Annotated in this window: 13 protein-coding genes and 1 pseudogene; 6 read left to right on the top strand and 8 right to left on the bottom strand. The window is 58.2% G+C overall.

Features of this window, described 5'->3' with window-relative positions; all coding sequences use genetic code 11:
• Nucleotides 1–269, top strand: a pseudogene (locus tag ACXJ5O_RS06430) (hypothetical protein); the annotation flags it as partial.
• Nucleotides 270–356: 87 nt separating this feature from the next.
• On the opposite strand, the gene ACXJ5O_RS06425 reads toward ACXJ5O_RS06430, so the two are convergent.
• The 3 genes from ACXJ5O_RS06425 to lepA all read right to left on the bottom strand — a co-directional run bounded on the left by ACXJ5O_RS06425 (nucleotide 357) and on the right by lepA (nucleotide 3,442).
• Complete coding sequence (locus tag ACXJ5O_RS06425; protein ID WP_457299163.1) at nucleotides 357–518, bottom strand: hypothetical protein; 162 nt, start codon at nucleotides 516–518, stop codon at nucleotides 357–359.
• Nucleotides 519–1,409: 891 nt separating this feature from the next.
• Complete coding sequence (locus ACXJ5O_RS06420) at nucleotides 1,410–1,595, bottom strand: hypothetical protein (protein ID WP_457299162.1); 186 nt, start codon at nucleotides 1,593–1,595, stop codon at nucleotides 1,410–1,412.
• A gap of 38 nt (nucleotides 1,596–1,633) precedes the next feature.
• Nucleotides 1,634–3,442, bottom strand: coding sequence for a translation elongation factor 4 (lepA, locus tag ACXJ5O_RS06415; RefSeq protein ID WP_112525767.1), 1,809 nt, complete (start codon nucleotides 3,440–3,442; stop codon nucleotides 1,634–1,636).
• 144 nt (nucleotides 3,443–3,586) lie between these two features.
• Between lepA and ACXJ5O_RS06410 the strand changes: the two genes are divergently transcribed.
• From ACXJ5O_RS06410 to ACXJ5O_RS06400, 3 genes are all read left to right on the top strand, one after another.
• Nucleotides 3,587–4,147, top strand: a complete 561-nt coding sequence (locus ACXJ5O_RS06410; protein ID WP_457299161.1) for a DUF2239 family protein — start codon at nucleotides 3,587–3,589, stop codon at nucleotides 4,145–4,147.
• 184 nt (nucleotides 4,148–4,331) lie between these two features.
• Nucleotides 4,332–5,342 carry an alpha/beta hydrolase family protein gene (locus tag ACXJ5O_RS06405; protein ID WP_457299160.1) on the top strand — a complete coding sequence of 337 codons (1,011 nt, stop codon included), beginning with the start codon at nucleotides 4,332–4,334 and terminating at the stop codon, nucleotides 5,340–5,342.
• Nucleotides 5,343–5,445: 103 nt separating this feature from the next.
• Nucleotides 5,446–6,729: a hypothetical protein gene (locus ACXJ5O_RS06400; protein WP_457299159.1), complete on the top strand. Its 1,284-nt coding sequence runs from the start codon at nucleotides 5,446–5,448 to the stop codon at nucleotides 6,727–6,729.
• Between the two features lie 478 nt (nucleotides 6,730–7,207).
• On the opposite strand, the gene ACXJ5O_RS06395 is transcribed toward ACXJ5O_RS06400, so the two are convergent.
• The 5 genes from ACXJ5O_RS06395 to pgi all read right to left on the bottom strand — a co-directional run bounded on the left by ACXJ5O_RS06395 (nucleotide 7,208) and on the right by pgi (nucleotide 14,024).
• Nucleotides 7,208–9,205 carry a PhoX family protein gene (locus ACXJ5O_RS06395; protein WP_457299158.1) on the bottom strand — a complete coding sequence of 666 codons (1,998 nt, stop codon included), beginning with the start codon at nucleotides 9,203–9,205 and terminating at the stop codon, nucleotides 7,208–7,210.
• A 122-nt stretch (nucleotides 9,206–9,327) separates the two neighbouring features.
• On the bottom strand, nucleotides 9,328–10,317 hold the full coding sequence (locus ACXJ5O_RS06390) for a threonine/serine dehydratase (RefSeq protein WP_457299157.1): 990 nt from the start codon (nucleotides 10,315–10,317) through the stop codon (nucleotides 9,328–9,330).
• Between the two features lie 236 nt (nucleotides 10,318–10,553).
• Complete coding sequence (locus ACXJ5O_RS06385) at nucleotides 10,554–11,285, bottom strand: HAD family hydrolase (protein WP_457299156.1); 732 nt, start codon at nucleotides 11,283–11,285, stop codon at nucleotides 10,554–10,556.
• Nucleotides 11,285–12,337 carry a peptidase M14 gene (locus ACXJ5O_RS06380; RefSeq protein WP_457299164.1) on the bottom strand — a complete coding sequence of 351 codons (1,053 nt, stop codon included), beginning with the start codon at nucleotides 12,335–12,337 and terminating at the stop codon, nucleotides 11,285–11,287. Before ACXJ5O_RS06380 ends, ACXJ5O_RS06385 begins: the two co-directional genes overlap by 1 nt.
• A 34-nt stretch (nucleotides 12,338–12,371) precedes the next feature.
• Nucleotides 12,372–14,024 (bottom strand): glucose-6-phosphate isomerase, encoded by a 1,653-nt coding sequence (gene pgi, locus ACXJ5O_RS06375; protein ID WP_457299155.1) that lies wholly within the window; start codon nucleotides 14,022–14,024, stop codon nucleotides 12,372–12,374.
• Between the two features lie 197 nt (nucleotides 14,025–14,221).
• Between pgi and ACXJ5O_RS06370 the strand changes: the two genes are divergently transcribed.
• Together ACXJ5O_RS06370 and ACXJ5O_RS06365 are read left to right on the top strand one after the other, a co-directional pair.
• Nucleotides 14,222–14,665: a CoxG family protein gene (locus tag ACXJ5O_RS06370; RefSeq protein WP_457299154.1), complete on the top strand. Its 444-nt coding sequence runs from the start codon at nucleotides 14,222–14,224 to the stop codon at nucleotides 14,663–14,665.
• A gap of 113 nt (nucleotides 14,666–14,778) precedes the next feature.
• The coding region (locus tag ACXJ5O_RS06365) for a GMC family oxidoreductase (protein ID WP_457299153.1) at nucleotides 14,779–16,033 on the top strand (1,255 nt) is incomplete at its 3' end.

The following is a 16,033-nucleotide window of genomic DNA, read 5'->3' as shown; positions in this document are numbered from 1 at the left end:
CGCTGCGCCTGTTCAACCCGCGCGACGGCTCATGGTCGCTGCATTGGGCCGACAGCCGCGCGAATGTGCTGTTTCCGCCGGTCATCGGCCATTTCGACAATGGCAAGGGCGTTTTCTACGGCGAAGATACGGATGACGGCGTGCCGGTGCGCGTGCGCTTCCTGTGGACCCCCTCGCCCGAAGCGCCGCTCTGGGCGCAGGCCTTTTCCAAGGATGGCGGCGAAACCTGGGAAACCAACTGGGTGATGGAGTTTACCCGGCGCACCTGATGCGCCGCGCCTCAGGCCGGGCCTCATGGAAACGGGCAGCATCCTCCCAAGCCTGCCCCTCCATCAGGGCCCGGCGGGGCGCAAAATTCAGCGGCGCGACATCTCGCGCGCAATGCGGGCGAAATCCGCCTGCTTGATGCCGATATCGGCGCGGTCACGTGCGCTCATGCCCTGCAGCATGGCGAGCGCCTCACGATAGGCACTGTCATTGCGGCGGCTGCGGGTGGCGAAATCAATCAGAAAGCTCATGGCCTGTTTCCTGGTGGGTGTTTTCAACAGTCACAGGATAGGCGCACGCATGGATATTRTGCAGTGCAATATCCGCATGGGAGGTATGCTGAGCCGCCGCAAGTTTTATAACTCGTCTGAATAAGTTTGTTATTTTGCCGCAACGATTTATTGTGATTCTTGCGGGTAGAACGCCGATACGAATGTATCGGAGCATGGGGCATGGGTGTAAATATCAGTTACATGGGAACGAAGCGAGAGCTAGCTCCTGCAGTTGTTGATGTTATTAGCTCTGCTCAACCTGGTATAATGCTAGATGTATTTTCCGGAATGTGTTCAGTTGGAGAATCATGGCTTTGGCATCGTAACGGTAGATGACATTGGTAATGTTGCGATACAACATAACTGCATTCCTCTCGCTCAGTATATCCCCCACGATGAATTCGACAGAGACCTCCGCGAATTGCCGCTTCGAATGAAAGTTGCATTTAAAACGGCTTACGAGGTTTACTTAACTAACGAAGGTCAAGGATTGCAAGACTCGGGACAAATCGTCGAAGCAATAATCACTTCGATATGCGAGCATGCTGTTAATCGAGGGGTTGTCACAAATGCCACGCTGGGAAAGCCGTTGGCGTTTCGTATTGACGATCTGTACGCGAGTAATGCATTTCAGAACCACCGCGCAGCTCTTGGTGGGGCTCGATCTTTCATTCAAGAGTTTCGAAATGTTGCAAGTCATCCTCCTCGCAACGGTAAGGAAGCAGCCCAAAAGATCCGAAAGTGCAAAGCTGGCTTCTTGGATTCGATCAGCATAGCCTCGAAACTGTGTCGGGTAGCGAAAACACTGAATTACCCAATTAGGATACATCTCCCGTAGATCTGGCAAGTTTCGCTGAATTTGCCACAAAGCTACCCCCCGAACTGCTCCTCTTGTTCTACCGTGAGCGGCTTGATACCGGGCGTTGGTGGTTCGGGTTGGTCGCCCTGCACGACGGGCGCAGCTGCGAGTGGGGTGCGCGGCGCAGTTGTAGTGCAGCCGGCAAGCGCCGCGCTGCACAGGATCAGGGCGAGAAGCGAGAGAGTGGCTGGGCGCATCGGAGCTCTACAGGACCTGTAGTGGAGGGCCAGAGCCCTCAACTATCGCCCATCTTCAGCGCCTGGATGAACGCTTCCTGCGGGATTTCGACCTTGCCGAACTGCCGCATGCGCTTCTTGCCTTCCTTCTGCTTTTCCAGAAGCTTGCGCTTGCGCGAGACGTCGCCGCCATAGCACTTGGCCGTCACGTCCTTGCGCAGGGCCGAGATGGTTTCCCGCGCGATCACCGTGCCGCCGATGGCCGCCTGGATCGGGATCTTGAACATGTGCTTGGGGATGAGGTCCTTGAGCTTTTCGCAAAGGTCGCGGCCGCGCTTTTCGGCGGCGGCGCGGTGCACCATCATCGACAATGCGTCAACCGGCTCGCCATTCACCAGCACCGACATCTTGACCAGATTGCCTTCGCGATAATCCGACAAATGATAATCGAAGGAGGCATAGCCCTGGCTGATCGACTTCAGCCGGTCGTAGAAATCGAACACCACCTCGTTGAGCGGGAGGTCATAGGTGACCATGGCGCGCTTGCCGACATAGTTGAGATCGATCTGGATGCCGCGGCGGTCCTGGCAGAGCTTGAGGATCGAACCGAGATAATCATCGGGGGTGAGGATCGTCGCGCGGATCCACGGCTCCTCGATGGAGGCGATCTTCATCACCTCCGGCATGTCGGCGGGATTGTGCAACTCGCGCTGGGTGCCGTCGGTCATGTTGAGCTTGTAGACGACGCTCGGCGCGGTGGCGATGAGATCGAGGTTGAACTCGCGCTCCAGCCGCTCCTGGATGATCTCGAGATGCAGCAGCCCCAAGAAGCCGCAGCGGAAGCCGAAGCCGAGCGCGGCGGAGCTTTCCATCTCGAAGGAGAACGAGGCATCGTTGAGGCGCAGGCGGCCCATGGCGGCGCGCAGATCCTCGAAATCCGCCGCATCGACGGGGAAGAGGCCGCAGAAGACCACGGGCTGCGCCGGTTTGAAACCGGGCAGGATCGACGCGGTCGGGCGTTTGTCCTCGGTGATTGTATCGCCGACGCGGGTGTCGGCGACTTCCTTGATCGAGGCGGTGATGAAGCCGAACTCGCCGGGGCCAAGCTCATCGACGGCGAGCATCTTCGGCGTGAACACGCCGGTGCGCTCGACCGGATATTTGGCGCCGGTGCCCATCATGCGGATGGTCTGGCCCTTTTTCAGGACGCCATCGATGATGCGCACGAGAACGATGACGCCGAGATAGGCATCATACCAGCTATCGACCAGCATGGCCTTCAGCGGCTTGGTGCGGTCACCCTCGCGCGGCGGCGGCAGCTGGTTGACGATGGCTTCCAGCACATCCGGAATGCCGAGGCCGGTCTTGGCGGAGATCAGCACGGCCTGGCTCGCATCGATGCCGATGACCTCCTCGACCTGCTCGCGGATACGCTCCGGCTCGGCGGCGGGGAGATCGACCTTGTTCAAGACCACGACGATCTCGTGGTTGTTGTCGATGGCCTGGTAGACATTGGCGAGGGTCTGCGCCTCGACGCCCTGGCTGGCATCGACGACGAGCAGCGAGCCTTCACAGGCAGACAGCGACCGCGACACCTCATAGGCGAAATCGACGTGGCCTGGCGTGTCGATCAGGTTGAGGACATAGGTCTCGCCATTGTTGGCCTTGTAGTTCAGCCGGACGGTCTGCGCCTTGATGGTGATGCCGCGCTCGCGCTCGATATCCATCGAGTCGAGCACCTGCTCCTTCATGTCGCGCAGCTCCAGCCCGCCGGTCGATTGGATCAGCCGGTCGGCAAGGGTGGATTTGCCATGGTCGATATGGGCGACGATGGAGAAATTACGAATGTGATCTAGTGGAGTACTCATGCGCGCCACATAGAGCATTTCGGGCGGATTTGGAAGGGTAGCGTGCGGGTGGTGACAGAATAGCGGAGAATAATTTTACCCGGATATATTGACGAGGGTGTTTTACCCGGGTAAAAGCCTGCCATCCAACAGGTGGGCAGGATCATGGAAACGACAGAACAGACATGCACGGCCTTTCAGGGCATGCGGAAGATCGCGAGCGGAACGCGGATCGAGGTGGCGCTGGCGCTGAAGCGTGCGGGCGATACTGGCGAGGCGATCCTCGTCTTCGACGATGCCACGGGGAAGCAGGTGGAATTCGACCTGCGCGGCAGCGATGCGGAAATCGCGRCACGGCTAGATACGAGCGAACCGCGCAAACCGGGCCGGCCGAAGCTCGGCGTTACGGCACGTGAGGTAACGCTTTTGCCGCGACAGTGGGACTGGCTCAACGGCCAGCCGGGCGGCGCTTCCGTTACGTTGCGCAAGCTCGTCGACGCGGCACGTAACGGATATGGCGGGCGCGAAAGGAAGCGGCAGGCGCAAGGTGCGGCCGACAGTTTCATGATGGTGATGGCCGGCAACGAGCCGCATTACGAAGAGGCAGCGCGGGCGCTTTATGCGGGCAATGTGCAGCGCTTCACGGATTTGACCGAAGGCTGGCCGCAGGATGTACGCGACCATGTGCGCAAATTGAGCGAGCAGGCGTTTGGCTGGGCGGACTGACCGGAGTCCCCGCAAAGCTCATACCTTCGCCTAATACGTCAGAATCTGGCACGCTTGTTGCATTTCAAGTTCTGTTAGCCGACGGGGCCGCATTCCATTTCAAGCGGCCCTGACATCGATATTTTGTATGTTTTCAAGGCGGATCGTTCGCCGCGACGGGCATCTGCCAAGTCAGGAGTTTCCAATGAAGAAACGGAAGACGCGGGAATTGACCCGCGCGTGCCTGTTCAGTGCGCTGCTTGCGCTTTTGATGGGCTGTAACAATGACGGTGGTGTGGCCCAAGGGGCGCCGCCGGTTACCGATCAGAACACGCCCGAAGGAACATTTGCCGGTGAGACGGTGATGGATGAAGGTAATGTCGTTGACGACACCAAGGTGCCGAACGAGCCAGTGGTCGGCGAGGTTAAAGAAGTGCCGGACACCGAGCCAAAGCCGCTGGAAAAGACAGGCGGTGAGCCCAACCCGATCGATGGTTTGCTCGATACCGCCGCCAGCAAAGGGGCAAGCCGGTTTATCGAAACGGCGCCGGATACGATTGGTGGGCAGACATTCTGGTCCTCACCGGCCTACGAGTATAACCTTGGCAATTTGGTTGCCGTGGCAAGTGGTGATTCCGCCACATTCGGCAATGGGGCCACGCTACTCACACCGATCCATGGCTGGATACGCTACCCCCGAGATGCGATGGGGCCGCCGCTATCAACGACCTTCCCGGTTATTATTCTCTTGCACGGGAACCATAGTGCAGCGGACGCAAGCTACAAAGGCTATGATTATCTTGCTGAACACCTTGCGACACATGGCTACGTCGTGCTGTCGATCGATGCAAATGCAATCAATGGCCTCGGCACTCGGGGGGTTGACCCTTGGGCTGCTGATGCTTCAAGTCAATCACGTGCACAACTGATGCTGGGCACACTCGACCGCCTTCGCCAAGTCAACGAGCAGGGTCAGATCAATCCAGATGGAATGCCAGGCGCACTCAATGGGTTGAAAGGCAAGCTCGATTTCTCGCGCATCGGCATCATGGGCCATTCGCGCGGCGGTCAGGGAGTTACAAACACGATCCTGTTCAATATGGTCCGGCGCGGCACGACCGAGCAGGATCTGATCGCAGCCGTGAGCGGGGGCCCGGTCTCGATTTTCCGGCTATCCCGATCTTACTGCCGCCATTACTACAGCTGGAAGCGTTGACGAAGCAAAGCTTGCCAGCGCAATCACGAAACATAACATCTTCTTCGCAGCCGGCAGCGGGAATGCAAACGAACCACCGTCCTATCAATTCAAAGGCGCATTCTTGCTGGCGCCCACGGATTTCGGCGGCAATACCGGTCTCAACAAAGTGCCACTCGCAGTGCTATTGCCGTCCTGCGATGGAGACATGGCCAATTTGCAGGGTGCCGTCAGCTATGACCACAATCGCTTTGGGCCTGACGATGATATCGCACCGCGCTATCAGATCATGGTGAACGGCGCCAATCACAACGACTACAATACGATCTGGACCGGCGATGACTTCGCATCGGGTAGGGGCCCAGACTATTGCTTGAGAGACAAAAAACGAACTGACAGCATTCGCCTGAACGATGAAGATCAGCGGGGCACCGGCTTGTTCGTCATAAACTCGTTTATGCGGTATCACGTAGGTGGCGAGAAGATCTTTGCCACCTACTGGAATGGTTTGGCTCAGGTGCCAGAAGCGGCCTGCCCCAAGGCATATGGACGGTGCGACGAGCGGTTTGTTCTGACCGTGCAAAAGGGTGGAGCAAGCCGCAAGCTGATCCAGCGGTTTGAACCCACCACCAGTCCGGAAACAAATCTGCTTGGCGGAACGATCACATTTTCCGGTTTCGATGACAGTGCCCGCTGCGAAATGCCTGCGGGTGCCTATAGCGCGGGCGCCTGCACGCCCAAACGGCTACCAGGGTTCGAATTCAATGGGGACGGAGGTAATGGGCTACGTTCCATTGCCGATCATGCGGAGCTTGCCTGGTCGAAACCAAAAACGGATACGCAGCCGGTAGAGCGAGCGATCATCACCGATCTTAAAGATCTCTCTGCCAAAGAGTATGATTCACTCACCTTCCGCATAGCGGTGGTGCGTCCCATGGGTCAGGAAGTATTGGTGACACTTACCGACACAGCCGGCAAGTCGCATACGGTGGATGCAAGCAATTTCAGCGACGCATTGTACAACGCACCGAAGCGGAAGAAGGGTGGAACAACACCCAAAGAAGAAGACTTGCCAAGGCTGGACGACCCAACCGACGCGCCCTACGCCAACGGTCAAGTGAAGATGCTTATGAACATGGTTGCTATTCCCCTGCAAGCCTTTGAGGGTATCGATCTTGCCCACCTCGAAAAATTGAAGCTCGTCTTCCCCAAGGAAAGCGGCAAGGTGGCCATCACCGATATCGAGCTGCAGAACTTTGGACGCGCAGAGCGACTGGCGGAGATTGAATTGGCAAAGGCTGGTATTCTCGGCGGGTCGGGCGGTGGCATTGCCCTCGGCGGCAATGGAGGGCCAGACAAGCCGGCTTCGGGCAAGCCTGAAGACAAGCAACTGGTCGTCAATCATTGAAGTATCGCGCCACGCCGCTCACCCTTGGGCGGCGTGGTGTCATCTGCAAGGGTAAAGCGATCGCAGAGAGCTCGACCTGAGAAGGCTGAGCCGAAGGTTGCGGCCGAGTGGCAATGGATTGACGAGCGCCTCTCAATTCGTTGAGGGCTCAATGCTAAATTGCACTAATGGCCTCCGAAATAGTTTTGATGAAAACACCTCCGTCGTCGAAGGCACTCCCCTCTCCGTCATCCTCGGGCTTGACCCGAGGACCTATGGCAAGGGAATGGTATCTGCCCACAAGCTCGCGGCAATCCAGCGTAGTGCTGGTGTGTATTCCATCGAGTGCAGTAATCCGTGGAATGCGTGAAGCGCTTTGCACATGGGGCGGCGCGCTCCCTTTCCCTGGGTCCTCGGGTCAAGCCCGAGGATGACGGAAAAGGAAGCGCTTTGTGATGACGGAAAACCTGCAACGGAGAGGTGTCGCCGTACTCCGCAATCAAACGCCGATCTTGCCGCCGCCCTTTTTGGTGATGGCGAGGACGGAGGGGCGCACCGGCATGTTGTCCTTGAAGTCTGGCCAGCGGGTGGAGAGATCCTCGTAATAGGATGGACGGCCGAAAGGCTTCCAATCGTCGCCGCCATCGCCCGGATGCTGGACGGCAACCATGAATGTCGCCATGTCCGGCAGCATGAGCGGACCGCACATTTCCGCGCCAACCGGCACGCGGAAGAACAGTTTCGACGTGCCGCGAGCCCCGCCTTCGGTATCGACAGCCCAAAGGCCGTCGGTGCGGCCGGTTTCCTTGGGCGAATTGCCGTCGGTGGATATCCACAAGCGGCCATCCGCATCGACCGCGCAATTGTCCGGCATGCCGAACCAGCCATTCTTGGTGGTATCGGTAGAGAAGGATGCACCGACATCGGCGACTGATGGATCACCGCATTTCAAGAGGATTTCCCACTTGCCCTTGGTGGCGGCGAAATTGCCGTCTTCCTCGGCAATCTCGACTATATGGCCGAAGGCGTTTTTGGCGCGCGGGTTGACAGCGTCGACCTGATCGTCCTTGCGCTTGGTGTTGTTGGTCAGCATGACATAGACTTTGCCATTGACCCCGTTGGGGCCAATGTCCTCCGGGCGATCCATCTTGGTCGCGCCAAGCAGATCACCGGCCCTACGGGTTTCGATCAAAACGTCGGCCTGGCTGGCAAAGCCATTGGCTTCCGTCAGCGGGCCTTGGCCAAAGACGACGGGCAGCCAGTTGACAGAGCCGTCGACATCGAATTTGGCAACGTAAAGCGTGCCATCATCGAGAAGATCCATATTGGCAGCGCGGTCATCCGGGTTGAATTTGCCGGCAGTGACGAATTTATAGACATATTCGAAGCGCGAATCGTCGCCGAGATAGAAGACGACGCGGCCATCCTTGGCGACGATGGAATCGGCACCCTCATGCTTGAAGCGCCCGAGTGCCGTGCGCTTCTTGGGGATCGAATTGGGCTCGTTCACGTCGATCTCGACGACGTAGCCAAAGCGGTTGGCTTCATTGGGGTCTTTCGACAGGTCGAAGCGATCGTGAAACTTACCCCAATCATAGGCGGTTTCCGGAATGCCGTTGCGCTTGTAATTAGCAGCTTCCTTGCTGTCCTCGGGCAGTGTGCCGGTGAAATAGCCATGGATATTTTCTTCGCCCGAAACATAGGTGCCCCAAGGGGTAACACCGCCTGAGCAATTATTGATCATGCCGAGAACTTTTTTGCCGGAAGCATCGGCATTGGTCTTGACGCGGTCATGCCCGGCAACCGGGCCGGACAATTGCATTTCCGTATTGGCGGTGATGCGCCGGTTGAGCTTGCCGTCCTTGACGACCTGCCACTTGCCATCGGTCTTTTTGATTTCGACAACTGTGCCGCCATGGGCGGCCATTTCGATATCGACACGCTTCTGGTCAGCCGGCGCAATCTCTATCTTTGCGTCGCCGTTGTCATCCTTGACGACTTTGACAATACCCGGGAACATCAGATGTTCATTGGTGTATTCGTGATTGACGACGAGCAGGCCGTGCTCGGAAGAGCCGTCGATCGGAATATAGCCGACATAATCATTATTGTAGCCGAACTGCTTGGCCTGGCTTTCCGGTGTCTGGTTCAGCGGATCGAACTCGGGCGAATCGGCAAAAATGCCATCACCCCAGCGCAACAGGACATCCGCGTCATAACCGGCGGCGACATGGTGCGTCTCATCGATCCCGACCTCGACTTCCTCGAAAGTGAAAGCCGATTTGCTCTCGGCGCGCGCATCGTCCGCCATCATCAGTGCCATGGGGCTGACGGTTGCGGCGATGGCGGATACGGCGAGAGAGCCCTTGAGAAAACCCCGCCGCGAGAAGCGCGCGGCAATGAGTTCGCCCATGGTGGCATTGTCAGTCGGGTTGTTTCCCGGGCCGGCATTTTCCTCGAGCTGGCTGGTGCGGAATGTCGGAGACTGGTCGTTCATGGCGCTTACCTCTGGCTATCTGGCTGGGTCGTCAAGAGTCTCTTAAACGTACCTCCCCGCTATGACGCCAGAGTAACAATATGATGACAGACGCGCGCTATTAGTACCTCTGAGACGAAGGGCTAAGCTGCCGCGATGAATTCGCCATAGAGGTCGAGATCGACATTGCCGCCGGATAGGACCACAGCAACCGTCTTGCCCTCGATATCGATTTCGTCGCTTGCCAAAGCCGCGAGCCCGACACAGCCGCCAGGTTCGACAATCAATTTCAGGTAGTTCGCTGCATCGCGCATCGCGGCCTTCACGGCGTCATCGGTGACCGCGATGGCGCCGGCGAGGTTGCGCTGGTTGACCGGGAAGGTGAGATTTCCCGGTTGCGGCGTCAGGATCGCATCGCAGATCGAACGATGACCGGGTTCATTGGCGACCGGCTGACCTGCGATCAGCGAACGGCGCAGATCATCGAAATTTTCCGGCTCGACGCCCCATATGCGCGTCCCGGGAGAACTAGCCTTCACCGCCACGGAAATGCCGCTGATAAGACCACCGCCGCCGCTCGGTACGAACAATTCGTCGAGTGTCAGCCCGCGCTCATTGGCATCGGCCACAAGTTCGAGGCCGATCGTTCCCTGCCCCGCCATGATGGAAGGATCGTCATATGGTGGAACAAGGATCATGCCGCGCTCCTCGATATAGGGTGCGGCGACTTCATCGCGCGTTTGATTATAGCGGTCGTAAAACACGACTTCCGCGCCATAGGAGCGCGTGTTGGCGACCTTTGTCTGCGGAGCATCAAGCGGCATGATGATGGTGGCATGAATGCCGAATAGCTTGGCTGAGCTGGCAACGCCTTGGGCGTGATTGCCCGAGGAGTAGGCGATGATGCCGCGCTTGTGCTCGTCCCCGGTGAACTGGCTGATACGGTTGTAAGCGCCGCGGAATTTGAAAGAGCCTGTGCGTTGCAGACATTCCGGCTTGAACAGTATACGCGCCTTGTACTTTGCGTTCAGGGCTTCGGATTCTACAAGCCGCGTCGACACAATCTGGCCTTTGAGCCTCGCTGCGGCGGCCTCGACGTCACCTATATCAATCGCCAAACCCTGACTGTCCATGCTGTCCTCGCTTTAGGTCTTACAATGCGAAGGATTGATAGCACCGCGATCCGTAACAGGCACTCAAATCATTGTCATCATAGCAATCGGAGGGTTTTGAGCACCTATCCGTCATCCTCGGGCTTGACCCGAGGACCCATACCAAGATGGAAGTATACAACAATGCCATCTCGGCACACATAAATCGTGGGTCCTCGGGTCAAGCCCGAGGATGACGGATAGGTGGATGCTCTAAATCAAGATTGAGCACGCTTTTCCAGAAACTGCGGCAATTCGGCGATGGAACCCAGGATGGCGTCGCTGAGATGCGCAAGGTCATCCAGCGTGCTGTTGCCTGACAGGACGCCGATGGCAAGGCCGGCGCCGGCTGCATGGGCCATCTCCAGATCGTGGGCGTTGTCGCCGACCATGGCGATAGAATTTGGCTCAAGGTCGGTCTTGGCCGCAAATAAATGCAGCTGGTCCGCATGGGGCTTGGCGCGCGCCACGGAATCATAACCGATAATCACGCTGAACAATGCGGTCAGGCCGAGCGCTTCCGCCGTTGCGCGCGCACCGGCTTCCGAGTCGTTGGTGGCGATGCCAAGGACAAATCCTTGCGCGACCAGCGCTTCTAGCGTCGCGTGCAAACCTTCGATGCCGATGGCACGGCGCGAACCTTCTTGCACGGCATAGGCGTTGTAGGCCGTGATGCGCTCGCGCTTTTCCTCAAGCGTCAATTCGGGATGCCACAGATCGACAATGTCGTTGACAGTTCCCGCGGCGATGACCGAGCCGCCACGAAACTTTTCCATCTCCCAATCATAACCGCCCGCTTCGACCAGTGCCCGCGCCCGTGCCTCATCACCATCGGCTGCCTTATGCGCCAGTTCCATGGTGATTCCGAACCAGGTGCGGTTGAAATCGACGAGCGTGCCATCCTTGTCGAAGAGGATGCCGCGGATCTTTGTCGATTGCTCGGTTGGCATCAGGCTTCCAGTGATCCCGGCCGGGCGTTTTCCGAACGCTTGCCGCCGAGGAGTTTCAACAGATCATCACCGCGACGGGTATAACGGTGGCTACGGCGCGTGAGAACCCGCCCTGCCTGCGGTGCGGTCAGCGTGATGTCGCCGCTTGGATCACCCGGGACAGTCACGACCGTCACGAGCTTGGCGCCGGCTTCGACCTCGGTGCCGATATCGACGTGGAACAGAATCATCCCGCCCTGCGGCGCGCGGATCATCTCGACATTTTCGAGTGGCGTCACCGGTCCACTGAAATCGACCTTCAGCTTGACGCTGTCGTCGATGATCACGCCGCGATGGACCAGGAACCTGTACAGGCCTTCGGCGTCGTGTTTGCCGGTTTCGATATCGACATCGTTCAGGCCGCGAAACTCGACGGTGGTAACCGCGCGGGCCTTTCGTTCTTGCTCGGACAGATGCAATGCCGGATGCGCACACGCCTCCTCGAAGGCGGCATCGGCCGTGCTATCCCATGAGAGGATGGCGGTCGAACCAAGCGCGGAAGCGAGATCGTACATTTCCGGCAAGAATGCCTGATGGATATAAAGGTAGTTCTCGCTCTCGTCGTCACAGTGGAGGTCAAGCACGATTTGGTGCGGCAACGCCAAACGCAAGAGCTGCGCCTTCAACCGTTCTGCCAGAGATTTCGGTGCATCGATGGCGGGGAGCCCAGTGGTATCGAACGATACGAGCAGCGGGAATGAACGGTTGAAATTGACACCGGAAAAATAGTCGAAACGGCCGAGATGCTGATGCGCCTGCCATTGCGCCGAGCCGATCGGATTGGCCTGCGGAACGACGGTGATACTGCCGGCAACGCGGCCTTCCCTCTCGGCCGTCTCAAGCATCGGAATGAGGAAATGCAATGCCGCCTGGCCCGGCAATTCCGAACCATGCAGCGACGATTGCAAATAAGCGCTCACGGCTTCGTTGTTTCCGCCCTCAAAGCGCAGGACGCGCAGTTCGATTGAGTTGCCGGGCACATCGCCAGGCAGCGTGATCATTTCCGTTTTCATCATTCTTTTCCGATTATTTCGTCTGACTTTAGCTCTATTTGCCGCGGCGCTTGCGCAGGTGCGCGACAAGACCTTGCGTGGAAGCGTCCTTGTCGTTCGGCTTTACCTCACCGGAGACTACCGGCAGAAGTTCCGTCGCAAGTTCCTTGCCAAGCTCGACACCCCACTGATCGAAGGCATTGATGCCGTAAAGCTGCGCCTCCACGAACACGCGGTGCTCGTAAAGGGCAATGAGGCGTCCAAGCGTATAGGGGTCGAGAATGTCATGGATAATGGTAATCGACGGGCGGTTGCCGGTGAAAACCCTGTGCGGCGCAATGCGGTTCACCTCAGACTTGGGAAGGTTCTTTGCCGCGAGTTGCGCCTTGGCTTCGTCCAACGTGCGGCCGCGCATGAGTGCTTCCGATTGGGCGAGGCAGTTTGCGAGCAGCATTTCGTGCTGGTTGTCGAGCTGCGGCTCATGACCCTTGGCCGCAACGATGAATTCTACTGGAATTGTATCTGTACCTTGGTGCAGAAGCTGGAAGAACGCATGCTGGCCGTTTGTTCCGGGCTCGCCCCAGACGACGGGTCCGGTCGGTCCGGTAACCGGTTTGCCGTCGATGGTGACGCCTTTGCCATTCGATTCCATGTCGAGCTGCTGCAAATAAGCAGGCAACCGGGCCAGCCGCTGGTCGTAAGGGATTACGGCGCGGCTGGTGTAGCCGGAAATGGCGCGATGCCAGTAGCCGATCAGGCCCAGCATCATCGGCAGGTTTTTCTTCAGCGGAGTTTTGCGGAAGTGCTCGTCCATGGCATGGGCGCCATCGAGAAAGCGGTCGARATTCTCCGGTCCGATGGCGATCATCAGCGGAAGACCGATCGCCGACCAGATGGAATAGCGACCGCCCACCCAATCCCAGAAACCGAAAATGCGGTCTGCGGGAATACCAAAGGCGTCGACCTTGTCGAGCGCGGTGGAAACAGCGGCGAAATGCTTGCCAACTGCCTTCTCGCCCAGCGCATCGGCGATCCATTTGCGCGCCGCCTTGGCGTTGGTCATGGTCTCGATGGTGGTGAAGGTTTTCGAGGCGATGATGATCAGCGTTGTCGCCGGATCGAGACCGGCAAGCGTGTCGGCGATATGAGCGCCATCGATATTGGAGACGAAATGCGCTCTGGGCCCGTCATGGTAGGGCGACATGGCAAGCGTGGCMATGGCCGGGCCGAGATCGGAACCGCCGATGCCTATATTGACGATGTCAGTGATCGGCTTGTTCTTCGCACCCTTGATTTCGCCGGAACGCAGACCGTTGGCGAAGGCGGCCATGCGATCGAGCACCTCCTTGACGCCGGGCATGACATCTTCGCCATCGACCTTGATCGGCTTGCCGGAGCGGTTGCGCAATGCAATGTGCAGCACTGCGCGGCCTTCCGTATTGTTGATTGGTTTGCCGGCAAACATTGCGTCGCGACGCTCTTCGACCTTGGCAACCTTGGCCAGTTCGCCAAGCAGCGACAGCGCTTCGTCGTCTACGAGGCATTTCGACCAGTCGAGGAGCAAATCATCGAGCTGGAGTGAATAGCGGGAAAAGCGCTTGGGGTCATCGGCGAAGGTCGCGCGCATGTCCTTCGGCGCACCCTTTTTCCAATGTGCTTTCAATGCCAACACCTGCCGCTTGAGGTCGTTCGCTTGTCCTGACGCCATGTCTGTCTCCTGAAATCACGCTTGATGGTGGGCAAACTGCCACCGGAATGGTTTTAGTTCAATCAACCGGAGGAAGAATCCCGGTCTTTCCATAATACGGTAAGTCTGTGCCGCAAATGCTGGCGGAACTGCGGCGCTTCGAACGCTTCTACTTGCCTGAATAGTATTCTAATTTGCTCCAAAAGGGAGGGCTGAGCATGGACTTGACCGGAGAAGAACGCATTGCCGCATCGCGCGACACTGTCTGGAAAGCCTTGAACGATCCGGAAATATTGAGGGCGTGCATACCCGGATGCGAGAGCCTTGAGAAAATCTCGGATACGGAGCTCGAAGCCATCGTCGGCGTAAAGATGGGACCCGTGAAGGCACGCTTCAGCGGCAAAGTGGAGCTGACGAACCTCAACCCGCCCTCCTCCTATACGATCTCCGGCGAAGGCAAGGGCGGGGTTGCCGGATTTGCGAAGGGCGGAGCCGATGTCACCTTGACGGACGAGGGCGCCGAAACTGTGCTGGCCTACGTGGTCAATGCGGATGTCGGTGGCAAAATCGCTCAACTCGGCAGCCGGTTGATTGCCTCGACCTCCAAAAAACTTGCCACGCAGTTTTTCGAGAACTTCAACGCAGCGGTGAGCGGAACGTAGGAAAGGACCATCTGTCGCAATTTCCATAGGCCATGGCGGAAAGCCGTTTGGGTTTAAGGAGTCGAAGCCGGATATCCTGAACGCATGCAATAACGCATTTGGAAATGGCATGCATGCGCTCCTTTGATTTCATCATCGTCGGATCAGGATCGGCCGGATCGGTCGTCGCGGAGCGACTTTCAGCAAGTGGACGACATTCCGTGCTGGTGCTGGAAGCCGGCGGCTCGGACCGGCGCTTCTTCGTGACCATGCCGCTCGGCTATGGCAAGACGTTTTACGACAAATCCGTCAACTGGATGTACCGCGCGGAATCTGATCCTGGCCTTGATGGCAATGCCGACTACTGGCCGCGCGGCAAGGTGCTTGGCGGATCGAGTTCGATCAATGCCATGGTCTATGTTCGCGGCGCACCCGAAGACTTTGACGAGTGGCGCGACAGGGGCAATCCGGGCTGGGGCTACGCCGACGTTCTGCCGGTATTCCGCTCGCTTGAGGATCATGACGGGCCAACACAGAGCCTTGGCAAGGGTGGGCCGCTGCATGTCAGCGACTGCTTAAAGCTGTTTCATCCGCTTGCCCATCAGCTGATCAAGGCGGCGCAGGAAGCCGGACTTGCCTATAACCCTGATTTCAATGGCGCGCGCCAGGAAGGCGTCGGACCTTTTCAATTGACTACGAAAGGCGGAAGGCGAATGTCCGCGGCGCGGGCTTTCTTGCGACCCGCGATGAAGCGGCGCAACGTCACTGTCATCACGCAGGCGATGGTGACGCGCATTCTTTTCGAAGGAAAGCGCGCCTCTGGTGTCGAATTCACCCGCCACGGCAAGAGCGAAACTGTCATGGCTGGCCGCGAGGTCGTACTCTGCGGCGGCACGATCAATACACCGCAGCTCCTGGAGCTGTCGGGTATCGGCGATGCCACCCGGCTGCGCGATCTTGGCGTTGCTGTGGTACACGACAACGCCCAGGTGGGCGAAAATCTGGCAGACCATCTCGGCATCAACTACACCTACCGGGCCAATGTTCCATCGCTCAACCAGATGTTGCGACCATGGTGGGGAAAGACGCTTGCGGGCATGGAATACCTGCTGCTGCGGAGCGGACCCCTGTCAATCAGCATGAACCAGGGCGGCGGCTTTTTTCGTAGCGACCCATCGCGCAAGCGCGCCAACATGCAGCTCTACTTCCAGGCTTTTTCAACGCTGGTCCCCAAGAATGGCGAACGGCCGATACTGACGCCCGACCCGTGGCCGGGCTTTTCCATCGGGCTTTCGAACTGCCGTCCGACGAGTACGGGTTCGATCCACATTCGCTCAAGCAACCCGCTGGAGCAGCCGCGCATCGTGCCGAACGCGTTTTCCACTGACC

This window comes from Phyllobacterium sp. P5_D12 (assembly GCF_054049495.1).
The sequence above is the reverse complement of the archived record's forward strand: the minus strand, read 5'-3'. Positions and strand labels throughout refer to the sequence as shown.